The sequence below is a fragment of the Dactylosporangium darangshiense genome, from assembly GCF_039537565.1.
GTDB lineage: Bacteria > Actinomycetota > Actinomycetes > Mycobacteriales > Micromonosporaceae > Dactylosporangium > Dactylosporangium darangshiense.
In genome coordinates this window covers 82,519-94,733 of sequence record NZ_BAABAT010000010.1, presented here as the reverse complement: position 1 = coordinate 94,733, position 12,215 = coordinate 82,519, and the positions used below count along the sequence as shown (strand labels likewise).

At 72.8% G+C, this 12,215-nt stretch carries 8 protein-coding genes; 3 read left to right on the top strand and 5 right to left on the bottom strand.

What is annotated here, in order from left to right; translation table 11 throughout:
- The first annotated feature begins 2 nt into the window (after nucleotides 1-2).
- Nucleotides 3-2,060, top strand: coding sequence for an Hsp70 family protein (locus ABD901_RS20360; RefSeq protein WP_345128678.1), 2,058 nt, complete (start codon nucleotides 3-5; stop codon nucleotides 2,058-2,060).
- A gap of 445 nt (nucleotides 2,061-2,505) precedes the next feature.
- Here the strand turns inward: ABD901_RS20360 and ABD901_RS20355 are convergent, their stop codons facing one another.
- The 4 genes from ABD901_RS20355 to ABD901_RS20340 form a co-directional block, all read right to left on the bottom strand.
- Nucleotides 2,506-4,905: a M28 family peptidase gene (locus ABD901_RS20355; RefSeq protein WP_345128677.1), complete on the bottom strand. Its 2,400-nt coding sequence runs from the start codon at nucleotides 4,903-4,905 to the stop codon at nucleotides 2,506-2,508.
- 655 nt (nucleotides 4,906-5,560) lie between these two features.
- Nucleotides 5,561-5,836: a Smr/MutS family protein gene (locus ABD901_RS20350; RefSeq protein ID WP_345128676.1), complete on the bottom strand. Its 276-nt coding sequence runs from the start codon at nucleotides 5,834-5,836 to the stop codon at nucleotides 5,561-5,563.
- Nucleotides 5,833-6,273 carry a rhodanese-like domain-containing protein gene (locus tag ABD901_RS20345; protein ID WP_345128675.1) on the bottom strand — a complete coding sequence of 147 codons (441 nt, stop codon included), beginning with the start codon at nucleotides 6,271-6,273 and terminating at the stop codon, nucleotides 5,833-5,835. Before ABD901_RS20345 ends, ABD901_RS20350 begins: the two co-directional genes overlap by 4 nt.
- Nucleotides 6,270-6,743, bottom strand: a complete 474-nt coding sequence (locus ABD901_RS20340) for a cysteine dioxygenase (RefSeq protein ID WP_345128674.1) — start codon at nucleotides 6,741-6,743, stop codon at nucleotides 6,270-6,272. The genes ABD901_RS20345 and ABD901_RS20340 overlap by 4 nt, the downstream gene beginning before the upstream one ends.
- A gap of 364 nt (nucleotides 6,744-7,107) precedes the next feature.
- Here ABD901_RS20340 and ABD901_RS20335 point away from each other — a divergent pair, with 364 nt between their 5' ends.
- Together ABD901_RS20335 and ABD901_RS20330 are read left to right on the top strand one after the other, a co-directional pair.
- Nucleotides 7,108-8,052, top strand: coding sequence for an ATP-binding cassette domain-containing protein (locus tag ABD901_RS20335; RefSeq protein ID WP_345128673.1), 945 nt, complete (start codon nucleotides 7,108-7,110; stop codon nucleotides 8,050-8,052).
- Entirely contained in the window at nucleotides 8,049-8,879 is an 831-nt protein-coding gene (locus tag ABD901_RS20330; RefSeq protein ID WP_345128672.1) for an ABC transporter permease, read from the top strand. Before ABD901_RS20335 ends, ABD901_RS20330 begins: the two co-directional genes overlap by 4 nt.
- Before the next feature lie 59 nt (nucleotides 8,880-8,938).
- Here ABD901_RS20330 and ABD901_RS20325 read toward each other — a convergent pair whose 3' ends face one another.
- Nucleotides 8,939-12,202: an AfsR/SARP family transcriptional regulator gene (locus tag ABD901_RS20325; protein WP_345128671.1), complete on the bottom strand. Its 3,264-nt coding sequence runs from the start codon at nucleotides 12,200-12,202 to the stop codon at nucleotides 8,939-8,941.
- Between the last annotated feature and the right edge of the window lie 13 nt (nucleotides 12,203-12,215).

The following is a 12,215-nucleotide window of genomic DNA, read 5'->3' as shown; positions in this document are numbered from 1 at the left end:
GCGTGGACGCGCGAGGGTACCGGCTCGGGGTCGACTTCGGTACCTCGAACACCGTGGCAATGCTCGCCTGGCCGGACGGGCACGTTCGGCCGCTGCTGTTCGACGGATCGCCGACGCTGCCGTCCGCCGTCTTCGCCGACGCGTCCTCCGGGCTGCTCGTCGGGCGCGACGCGATGCATGCGGCGCGGATCAACCCGGAGCGGTACGAGCCGAACCCCAAACGGCGCATCGACGAGGCCACGGTGCTACTCGGCGAGCAGGAGGTCGCCACCGTCGATCTCATCGCCGCGGTGCTCGCGCGCGTGGCCGGCGAGGCGCGGCGGGTCTCCGGCGTGGCGCTCGGGCCGGTGACCGTCACCTGCCCGGCGGCCTGGGCGCAGACCCGGCGCGGGGTGCTGCTCGCCGCCGCGGAGCGGGCCGGCCTCGGATCCGTGACGCTATTGCCGGAGCCGGTCGCCGCCGCGCAGGTCTTCCATACGCTCGTCTTCCATGCGCTCGGCGGGCAAGGCGCGCCGCGGGCGCTGCCCGGGTCGGCGTTCGTCGTGTACGACCTGGGTGCGGGCACCTTCGACGCGTCCGTGGTCCGCCACGGCGGCGGGGCCTTCGAGGTGCTCTCGGCCGAGGGGCTGAGCACCAGCGGCGGGCTGGACATCGACGCGGCGATCGTCGGGTACCTCGGGGCGAGCCACGGCGCGCGCGACGCAGACGCGTGGCATCGGCTCACGCACCCGGGCACCAGCGCCGAGCGGCGGGCCAACCGGCTGCTCTGGGACGACGTACGCTCGGCGAAGGAGATGCTCTCGCGCACCGCCTCCACCATGATCCACATTCCGGCGCTCGAGGCCGACGTCCCGCTCGGGCGGGACCAGTTCGAGCAGCTGGCGCGGCCGATCCTGACCGCCACGGTGACAGCGACGCGCGCGGCGATCGCGGCCGCGGGGCTGGGGCCGGGCGACGTCGAGGGCGTGTTCCTGGTGGGCGGCGGGAGCCGGATTCCGCTCGTGGCGACGCTGCTGCACCAGGCGCTCGGGAAGGCGCCGACGGTGGTCGAGCAGCCGGAGCTAGTGGTGGCGCAGGGGGCCGTGGGGGCGTCCGTGCAGTTCACGGTGCCTTCTTCCGGAGGCGGCGGGGGGATGTACGAATCGGGGGCGGCGGCTGCGTCCGTGTCGGCACCGCCCGGGATGCCTACGTCTGGGGTGCCTGCGTCTGGGCTGCCGGTTTCCGGGGTGCCGGTTTCGGGGGGTGCTGGCGGGGTGCCGGGGGCGCCGGTCTCGCCGGCCTTTGCGTCTGCGCCGGTCACCGGGTATCCGGTTTCGCCTCCTGGTGCCGTGCCGTCTGGTGGGTCCGTGTCTCACGGCGGCTCGGTGCCTCATAGGGGTTCTGTGCCGCCGCCTGGTCCTGGGGCTCGTGGTGGGGCTGTGCCTGCCGTCGGTAACGGGGCACGCGGCGGGTTCGGTGCTTCCGCGCCCGCGGCTGGGGCGGTGTCTCCGCCGGCCTCTATGCCCTACGGTGTCGGGCCTGCGAGCGGTGGGCCCGTGCATGTTGGGCCCGCGAGTGTTGGGTCCGTGAGCGGTGGGGCGGTCGGCGGCGGGGCCGCGAAAGGGCGGCGCGGCGGGGTGCTGGTCGCGGTTGCGGTGGCCGTACTGCTGGTGATCGGGCTGGGGACGTACGGGGTCATCCGGCTCACGGGGGGCTCCCACGACGGAGGGTCCGGGGACGGGGCGGGGCACGGCGGCTCGGCGGTGACCGCCGATGTCGAGCACCCCGACGTGGACTGGACCAGCACGGCCGAGGCGTACGACGACAAAGCCGATACGACCGTTGGGTACAACTGCCCGGCGGATGGGTCGATCGGCACGGTGTGGGGGTCGGGGCCGTACACGACGGACTCGTCGGTCTGCACGGCCGCGGTTCACGCGGGCAAGATCACGCTCGCCGGCGGCGGGCGGGTGGTCATCAAGATCCGGCCGGGCGAGAGCTCGTACGAGGGCACGACGCAGAACGACATCGTGACGACCTCGTACGACGGTTATCCGTGGGCGTTCGACATCGTGAGCTGAGCCGGGTGGTCGGCCGGTGGTCAGGGCGGGCGCGTTCGGTCGATCGCCGGCTTCGCGGTGCTGGCCTTCGCGCTAACGAACCGGCCTGGCTGAACTCGGGTCGCGCTTGAATCGTGACTTGGTCCGGGCAAGCGGTCGCCGTCGCGTGTGCGCCGCTATAGGCCGGCCATCGGGGCCGCTGTCGCGTGTGCGCCCGTCATTGGCCGGCCGGCCGGCCGGGCGGGCGCCGGCGCACGCGCGCCCGTGGTGGGCCGGTCGTCGGGACCGTCGGGGCCGTTGTCGTCGTCGTTCCGCCTGCCCGCCCGGCGGGCCTGGTGAGGCTTGCCGGGCGGGCTCGATGTTCACGCCGTCGCGCGGTCCTCGGCGGCCGGCGTTCGTGGGCCTTGCCGTCACGGCGTTTGCTTCGTGGCGTTTGCGCCACCGCGATTGCGTCGCGGCGATTGCGTCACAGGGTTTGTGTCACGGCGACCGCCAGGAGTTCGCTCGAGTGGCTGCCGAAGACGCCGACGGTCGGTGGGCGCGGGGTGAAGCCGGGCAGGTTGGTCAGGCCGTCGCTGCCGTCGACGAGGCGGAGCTTGAACGGGGCCGTGCCCTTCAGCACCAGCGTGACGTCCAGGCCCTCGGTCGGTGGGCCGTGGAAGATGATGCCGAAGCGGTCCTGCTCGGTGACGTAGGTCGTGGCGGTGCGGCCCTCGACGGTTGCCGAGATGACGCGGTGGTCGCCGACCTCGCCGTAGAAGGACAGGAAGCGGACCTGGCGCTGCGACGTGATGCGCAGGTGCAGGGTGCGCTGGTCGCCGGACGTCTCGTCGGACACGATCTTCGCCTCGGGGGCGGGCAGATCGGCGGCGCGGGCCGGGCCGACCGAGAGCATGCCGTCCGGCAGGACCGGGAACTGGCGGTTGAGTGCCTGGTGGTTGCGCACGTACTGGGAGGTCCACTCGCCCGGGGACTGCTCCAGGCTGACCCATTCGGCGGTGCCGGTGTCGCGGTCCAGCGCGTACATAAGGTGGGTCGGCTCCGGGTGGCCGGTGTCCCAGTCGTCGACGACCATGCCGACCGTCGTGCAGGCCAGCGATGCCACCAGGGCCACGGCCGCGGGGGCGGCGCCGAGGCGACGGTGGCGCGGGGCGAGCGGCGGGCGGTACAGCGGCTCGAACACCGGAAGCACCGCCAGGCCCATCAGGACCGTGAACATCGCCGCGGCGGCGCCGGTCGCCAGGCCCAGCGCGGGGAAGAACAGCGCGATGGTCGGGGCCAGGATGAGGGTGGCCACGGCGGCGCCGGCGGTCAGGACGGCGACCTTGGCCAGGGCGGGGCGCGCGTAGAGGGCGCCGATGCCGGCCAGTGCACCCACAAGGGCCGGGATGGCGACGAGGTACGAACCGCCGGGGATGACCGCGGCGAAGAGCGCGCCGAGCAGGGCCAGCAGCGCCAGGCCGCCGGTCGCCAGCGGTACCGGGCCGAGCCGGCGACGGCTCAACGCATACCAGCACAGGAGGATCGCGGTGGTGAGCGCGACGACGCCGAAGCGGAACCAGGTCGGGCGGGCCGGGTCGAGCAGCTCGCCGTAGCCGGGGCGGATCGCGACGAGCAGCGCCCACAGCGCCTGCGCGGCGACGGCTGCGGCGATGAGCGGGACCAGCGCCAGGCCGAGGCCGGCGAGGGTGCGCGGGATCGTGGTCAGGCCGCGGCGACGGGCCAGGTACACCAGCGCGGCGACGGCGAGCAGGGCGAGAGCGGCGATCGGCCAGGTCAGCGCCGCCGGGTAGCGGACCAGCAGGCCGGCGAACGGGAAGTACACGGCGTCGCCGGCGGCCGGCTTGAGCAGCGGGGGCAGGTTTGCGCCGCCGAGCTCGCGGGCCAGGGCGAGTGCGTTGTCGCCGTGGTGCTGCAGGCTCGCCCGGTTCATCGTCGAGGGGCGGTCGAACGGGCTGTGGTACACCGACGAGCCGTCGATGTAGGCGGTGTTGAGGCCGGTGAAGCGGGTCTGTGCGAGGAACGGCGTGAAGTCGGTGTCGTTGGACAGCAGCCGGTACACCTCGACGGCCAGGCTGGTGCCGACCGGGTGCGGGGTGTGTGCGTAGACGTCGATGAGGTCGGCGTTGCCGGTTGACGTCTGGAACATCACGGCCGGGCCGCTGCTGCCGCGGGCCTCGAAGTTGAGCACGACCGACGGCTTCTGGCCGAGGGGATGCTGGCTGACGAACGCCTCGGCGCCGCAGAGGCAGGCCTCCTCGGCGTCGGTGAACAGGAACACGATGTCGTTGCGTGGGCGCTGTGCGCCGCCGGCGGTGAGGGCCCGGGCGACCTCGAGCAGGGTGCTGGTGCCGGCGCCGTCGTCGTTGGCGCCGTAGCTGACCTGGACCGAGTCGTAGTGGGCCATGAGGACGATCTGGCCGGTGGAGGACGCGCCGGGCAGCACCGCAACGACGTTGCGCACGTGTGCCATGCCGCCGTCGCCGAACTTGCCGGCGTTGACTCCGACGGCGTCCTGGACTTCGGGGTGCAGGCCGTAGCCGGTCAGGGTGTCGACGACGTACTGCCGGACACGGTCGGCGGCGGGGCTGCCGGTGACGTGGACCTCCTGGCCGATGCGCTGGACGTGCTCGAACGCGCGGCCGGCGGAGAACTCGTCGGCGGGGGCCGAGGCCGGGCGGGGCGACGGCGGCTGGACGTCGGCGATGCCGAGCGCGGCGAGCAGCGCAAGGACGACCAGGGCGACGGCGGCGACGACCGGGCGGCGCGGCGGGGCGGCGAAGCTGCGGTCGGGGCCCGTCGGCGTTTCCGCGGCGGAGCCGTCGGCCGCCGCCGCGTCAGCGGGCGACGCAGCGTCAGCGGACAAGGCGGCATCGGCGGTCGAGACAGCGTCAGCGGGCGAGGCAGCGTCGGCGGTCGAGACAGCGTCAGCCGTTGAGACAGCGTCGGCGGTTAACGCGGCGTCGGCGTTGGCGGTTAACGCGGCGTCGGCGTCCGCGGCGGTCTCCGCATCAGCCTCGGCGTTGCTCTCCGTTTCGGCCTCCGTGGGCGGAACCGCCGGGGTGTCGCCGGAGCTGCTGTTTCTGGTGTCGTCGGACACGGTTTCGTCCTCCTGAACAGGGTGCCGGCGGGGTGTCCCGGCGCGGGGGTGAGGACATTCTGCACTTCGGCTCCGACAGTTCTGGGGCGGGTCGGCGGACCGACTCCGTAGCGTGATGCACTCCGGACGGAGTGCTCCGGGTCAGGAACGGATGCGGACTGGGCCGTGCCGCGGCTGGTCGCGATGTGCCACCTCGCGGTCGCTGTCGACGCGTTCTGACACCTGCGGGAGCGCCGCCCGGGCTGGTGCGCGGCGGCGCTGGAGATTGTGTGCCGTTGGTCGTCAGCCTGCCGTGAAGCCGCCCTCAGGGCCCGCTTCGAGAAGGCGCCGTCTGAGTGTCGGCGGTCCTGAGCGCGCCGGGGATGCTGTCGTCAGGGTGCGGGGTGCCGGAGGGGGAGGCACATGATGTACCACTGCGAAATCATCGGCGGCGGCCGGACGATTCATTCCAGCGGAAGTGCACGAACAGGCGGCCGAAGTTGTCGGAGTCCTTTTCGACGCGGTGATACAGCGCCTTGATCTCGCGCTGGTCGAGGAAGCGCAGCACGCGCTTCTTGAGGGCGCCCGACCCCTTGCCGGGGATGATCTCGACGAGGGTGGCGCGCTTGGCCACCGCCTCGTCGATGATCCCGCGCAGCGCGCGGTCAATGTCGCCGCGGCGGTTGAAGATGTCGTGGAGGTCGAGCTTGAGCTTCACCCTCCCAGCGTAGTCACTCCCCCACGCACGGGGTGCCCGGCCGCTTTCCACGCGTGGAAGCCGCCGGCCAGGTCCGTCGCCCGGTGCAGGCCGAGGTCCTGCAGCGCGGCCGCGGCCAGCGACGAGGTGTAGCCCTCGGAGCAGAAGACCACGACCGGCAGGTCGAAGCGGTCGGCGATGTCCAGCCGCGCGTCGCTGCGGGGGTCGAACCGCCACTCCAGGACGTTGCGCTCGATGACGAGGGCGTCCGGGATCTCGCCCTCGTCGGCGCGTTGAGCGGCGGGGCGGATGTCGACGAGCACGGCGCCCTCCGCGGCGGCCAGGCGGGCCTCGTCGGCGTCGAGGCGGCGCAGCCGGGACCGGGCCTCGGCGAGGATGGCGTCGATGCTCCGGCCACTGGACTGGCGCGTACCCAGGTCCTGCGTGACGCCGCTCACCAGTCCGCCCCGGCCGTCGTGACGGACTCGACGCTGAGCCGGCCGTCGTGCAGCCGGTAGCGGGTCATGGCGGTGAGGGCCGGGCCGTACGCGTGCACGGTGACGGCCGGGAGCGTGCCGTTGTTGACGATGCGGTGCACGTGGTGGGCGCCGAAGCGGCGGCCGTCGCCGATGGCGTAGGCGGTGGCGGTCAGTTCGCCGCCGCGCACGGTCTGCTCGACGACCTCGCCGGTGACGACTGTGAACGCGCCGGCCGAGCCGCCGTGGTCGTGCAGGTCGGTGGCCTGGCCCGGCAGCCAGGTGAGCAGCCATACCTCGTGGTCGTCGGCGATGGCGAGGCGGCCGTACCAGCGGCGGCGGGGGTCGTAGCGGGGCGCGAACGGCCAGTCGTCGGGCGCCGCGGCGTGTGCGCGGGCGAGGGACAGGAGGTCGGTCGCGCGGGTGACGGTGGTGGCGACAGGCATGGTCATATCTCCAGTATTCGCACGTACTAGATAGGAATTAAAGCAGACAGTACGCCCCAATGGGCGTAGCAACGGAGAACGAAGGAGGCGGTGCCGCGAGCGTCGGCTCTAGCGGGTACAGCGCGCGCTGGCGTGTCGAACCAGGTCGACTACCAGTCGTTGGGTCAGCAGCGCGCCTTCAGGCCCCATAGGGTCGATGTTGCCGAGGCGCTGTTGAGATCGTCAACTTGCGTCCACAATGCGGGACACGCGCGACACTCGGGCCGTCGTGACGGCCTGTCAGCGGATGACAGGGCGATGTGCGCGGTTTGACAGCGGCGCCGGGCATGCTGCGTAGGTTGCAAGAGACATCCACAGGGGGATACACGCCATGAGCTTCGCTTTCCAGGCAACCGGCCTGGTCAAGCGCTTCGGCAAGACCACAGCGCTGGCCGGGGTGGACCTGGCCGCCGAGCCCGGGACGGTGCTCGGTGTCCTCGGCCCCAACGGCGCCGGCAAGACCACCGCCGTGCGCATCCTGGCGACGCTGCTGCGCCCGGATGAGGGGCGGGCGATCGTCGGCGGGTACGACGTGGTGCGCCAGCCGGCCGCGGTCCGCCGCATCAGTGGGCTGACCGGGCAGTTCGCGTCGGTCGACGAGGACCTGACCGGCACCGAGAACCTCGTGCTCATCGGGCAGCTGCTCGACCTGCGTGCGAAGGAGGCCAAGGTGCGGGCGGCCCAACTGCTCGCCGAGTTCGACCTCACCGAGGCCGCGAACCGGCCGGCGAAGACGTACTCGGGCGGTATGCGCCGCCGGCTCGACCTGGCCGCGAGCCTCGTCGGGCGGCCGGCCGTCGTCTACCTCGACGAGCCCACCACCGGGCTGGACCCGGCCAAGCGCGAGGACGTGTGGAACATGGTCCGCGCGCAGGTGCAGGAGGGCACGACGGTGCTGCTGACAACGCAGTACCTCGAGGAGGCCGACGCGCTCGCCGACAACATCTCGGTGATCCACCACGGCAAGGTCATCGCGCACGGCACGCCGGCGCAGCTCAAGCACATCGTCGGCGGACAGACCATCAGCGTGCGGCCGGCCGACCCGGCGCACCTCGACATGGTCGCGACCATCCTCGCCAACGTCTCCGGCAACGAGCCGGAGTCGCGCGGACGCGGGGTGCTGTCGGTGCCGGTCGCGAACGACGGCGCCATGACGACCGTCGTACGGCGGCTGGATGAGGCGGGGATCGGGGTCATCGAGCTTTCGCTGCACCTGCCCAGCCTCGACGAGGTGTTCTTCACGCTGACCCGCGAACGGCAGGAGGTGGCGGCATGACGACCACGACCACTCGCTCGACCTCGACCGACGGCACGCAGTTCATCGCCGCCGTCCCGGCGCGGCCGCTCGGCCTCGTCCGACACAGCCTCGTGATGGCGCGGCGCAGCCTCATCAAGACGATGCGCACGCCGGAGCAGCTGCTGGACGTCACGCTGCAGCCGATCATCTTCATCGTGCTGTTCGTGTACCTGCTCGGCGGCGCCATCGCCGGGTCACGCCACGACTACATGCAGTTCCTGCTGCCGGCGCTCATGGTGCAGAACGTGCTGTTCGCGTCGGCACCGACGGGCGTGAGCCTGAACACCGACATCAAGACGGGGGTCTTCGACCGGTTCCGCAGCCTGCCCATCGGGCGGTCCGCGCCGCTGATCGGCGGGGTGCTCGGCGACATGATCCGGTTCGTGGTGTCGATCGTGGTGATGATCGGCTTCGGGTACATCCTGGGCTTCCGCATCGGCACGTCGTGGCCCGAGACGATCGCGGGCTGCCTGCTGGTCATGTTCATGGCGTTCTGCTTCAGCTGGATGTTCGTGCTGCTCGGCATGATCGTCCGGGAGCCGGGCGCGGTGCAGGGCCTGGGCTTCGTGATCATGTTCCCGCTGACGTTCGGGACCAACGTCCTCGTGCCGACCAACACCCTGCCGGGCTGGCTGCAGGCCTGGGTGAAGGTCAACCCGGTCGCCGACGCGATGCAGGCGGCGCGAGGGCTGATGGTCGGCGGCGGGCCGGTCTTCGAGCCGGTCGTCAAGACGTTGATCTGGTCCGTGGCGATCCTGCTGGTGTTCGCGCCGCTGGCGGTGCGCGCCTATCGCCGCAAGGCCTGATGCGGCCGCCTGCACGTGACCTTCGCGTGCGGGTGGGCAAAGTTGGGGTTACTGCAGGTTCAGGGTTTCAGGAACGCAAGTGCGTCGGCCCGCGGCAGCTTCATGCCGCGGGCCAGCGCCGTTTCCAGGGCCTCGTCCCCGAGGCGGGCGCGCAGGGTCGCCAGGCGCTGTGTCCAGTCGACGTTGGCGGCATCGCGCGCGCCGGCCACCTGTTCCGCGGCGCCGAGCATCTCCGCGGCACGCACGGGCTCGTCGAGCGCTGTGGTCAGGGCGGCGAGGGTGATCGCGAGCCTGCCCACCACCGGCATGTCCCGCACCGAGACCGCCAGCTCCATCGCCTCGGCCAGCCGTGTCCGGGCCAGGTCGAGATCGCCGCGTACGACGTCGATCTCCGCCCGCGCCGCCAGCACGATCGCCTTGTACTGCGGCGCGACCAGCCGCGACTCCCGCTGCAGCCGCCAAGCCTCGACGTAGAGCCGCTCCGCCTCGCCCCAGTCGCCCGCGTCGCGGGCCAGGTGGCCGAGCTCCAGCATCGCGTGCGACACGTCGCGGGCGGACTGGCCGGCGTCCTCGACGAACGCGCGCAGCAATGCCTGCGCGGCCTGCGGGCCGTCGGTGTGCCGGCGCAGCGCCGCCATGCTCACCCGTAGGTACGCATCGCTCGACCGGATGCCGAGCTGGCCGTGCAGCTCGACCGACTCCTCGAAATGCGCGATGGCGCGCGCGAAGTCGCCGCGGCGGGTGTAGGCGTCGGCGACCGAGGCGAGCGTCATCGCCAGGCCCCACCGCTCGCCGATCCGGCGGAACTCCTCGACGGAGGCGTTCAGGTAGCGGACCATGCCGTCGATGTCACCGTCGTTCTCGTGGAGGTGGCCGAGGATCGACAGCAGCATGGCCCGGGTCCAGGTGTCCGGCGAGCTTTCCAGCCGCTCGCGGATGAGGGCGCCGCCGTTCTCGGAGTCGTCACGGAAGAGCAGCACCACCGGCTCGATGAGCGCCACGAACGGGTGCCCGCCGGGGGGCGCGACGGCGGCGAGCTCGATCAGCTCCTCGAGCTGCCCGGGGTCGTACTGGAAGTCGCCCGCGAGCCCGCTGTTGACGACGTACATCGAGCGGACCACCAGCTGCAGGTCCAGCGGCACGGGCTCGGGCCCGCTGTCCGCGACGGCGAGGATGCGCCGCAGCCACATCGTTGCATCGGCGTGGTTGTCCTCGAACGTCCAGAACCAGCCGTTGGCCGCCCCGAACCGGAACGCGCTCAGCCCGTCGCCGACGTCGCAGACGTGGCTCACGGCGGCATAGATGTTGTCCTGCTCGGGCCGCAGCCGATCCAGCCACTCCAGCTGCGCCCAGGTGCGCAGGTGCGGCTCGGCCTCCTCCATCAGCGCCAGAAAATGCGCTGCGTGCGCGGCGCGTGCCGGGCCCACTCCCCCGCGGCGGCCGAGCTCCTCGAGCGCGAACTCGCGGATCGTCTCGAGCATCCGATACCGCACGCGGCTGCCGCCGACCACCTGCAGCAGTGACCGGTCGACGAGCGTGTCGAGCCGTGCCTCGGCGTCGGCGGCGCCGCTGACGGCCGCGGCGGCGTCCGCGTCGAACGTGCCCGGGAACACCGCCAGCGCCTCGGCGAACTCCCGCTCCTGCGGGCCGAGCAGGTCCCAGCTCCACGCCACCACCGCGTGCAGCGTGCGGTGCCGTGGCAGCGCGGTGCGGCTGCCGCCGGTGAGCAGCCGGAAGCGGTCGCCGAGGCGGGCGGCGACCTGCTCCGGCGTGAACGAACGCAGCCGGGCGGCGGCGAGCTCGATGGCCAGCGGCAGGCCGTCGAGGCGGCGGCAGATCTCCACGACCGCCGCGACGTTGTCGTCGGTCACCGTGAACCCGGGCCGCACGGCCGCCGCCCGATCTCGCAGCAGCTCTACCGCAGGAGACGCGCACGCCCGCGCGACAACGTCCGCCGTCGCCGGTTCGTGCCCGCCCAATAAAGCCGCGTGATGCGCGGGTCGCGAGGCTGGTGGGACGGGGACGGGATCGGGCAGCTGAAGGGGGCCGACCGGGAACAGGGTCTCGCCGAGGATGCCCAGCGGCTCGCGGCTCGTCGCCAGGATGCGCAGCTTCGGGCAGCGGCCGAGCAGCTCCTCGCTCAGGTTTGCGGCGGCGTCCACCACGTGCTCGCAGTTGTCGAGCACGAGCAGCACCCCGGTGAGCGTCAGCGTCTCGGCGAGCTGGTCGAGGACGTCGCCCCGGCGGGGGTGCCGCGGGGTCTCCAGCTGGGCGATGCCGCCGGACGTCAGCGTGCGTAGCACCGCCGCGGGAACCTCGGCTGCCTCGGCCACCGGGGCGAGCTCGACCAGCCAGGCTCCGTCGGTCAGCTGCCGTCCCGCCGTCGCGGCGACCGTGGCGGCGAGCCGGGTCTTGCCGGCGCCGCCCGGCCCGACCAGTGTGACGAGCCGGCTGTCGGCGACCTGGGTGGCGAGCCGCTCGACGTCGTCGTCGCGGCCGACGAAGCTGGTCAATGGCGCACGCAGGTTGCCGGAGCGCGGCGAGCGGGCGCCGGCGCGCAGGACGGCCACGTGTGCGTCGCGCAGCTCCGGCGACGGGTCGGCGCCGAGCTCGTCGGCGAGGCGCAGCCGGCACTCCTCGAACGCGGCGAGCGCCTCCGCCTGCCGCCCGTCGGCGTGCAGCGCCCGGATGAGCAGCGCTACAAGCCGCTCGCGCAGCGGGTTGGCGACGATGAGCTCCTGCAGGTCGGCGATGGCCCCGGCGCGGGTCTCCGCGGCGAAGCCGGACGCCTCGATGAGGTCCTCGGTCGCGGAGAGGCGCAGCTCGTCCCAGCGGGCGACGATCGCGTCCTGCTCGGCGATGTCGGTCAACGCGGGACCGCGCCACAGGTCGAGCGCCTCGCGCAGCAGCCGGGACGCCTCCTGCGGATCGTCGGCGCGCAGGGCCCGGCGCCCCTCCGCCACGAGGCGCTCGAAGCGGCAGGCGTCGACGTCGCCGGGCTCGATGTCCAGACGGTACCCGCGGGCGCCCGACTCCAGCGCCGGGTGCCCGCCGAGGGCCTTGCGCAGCCGGGACACGAGCGACTGGACGGCGTTGGCGGGGTCGGCGGGTGCCGGGCCGCCGGGCCGGCCGGATCCGCTTACGCGCGAGCCGGCGGCTGGTGCGCTCTCCGGCCAGAGCGCCTCGACGAGCTGGTCGAGCGGCACGAACCGGCCCGGCTCGAGGGCCAGGCGGACGAGCAGGGTGCGCAGCCTGGCGCCGCCGACCTCTATTGGCCGGCCGTCGATGTCGACCGTGAGCGGTCCGAGCAGCCCGACTTGCATGCCTCAACTCTGC

Coding starts and splice junctions, on each gene's coding strand:
- ABD901_RS20335 (WP_345128673.1), top strand. CDS start 7,108: ATGAGCTTCGCTTTCCAGGCAACCGGCCTGGTCAAGCGCTTCGGCAAG.
- ABD901_RS20325 (WP_345128671.1), bottom strand. CDS start 12,202: ATGCAAGTCGGGCTGCTCGGACCGCTCACGGTCGACATCGACGGCCGG.
- ABD901_RS20340 (WP_345128674.1), bottom strand. CDS start 6,743: ATGACCATGCCTGTCGCCACCACCGTCACCCGCGCGACCGACCTCCTG.
- ABD901_RS20330 (WP_345128672.1), top strand. CDS start 8,049: ATGACGACCACGACCACTCGCTCGACCTCGACCGACGGCACGCAGTTC.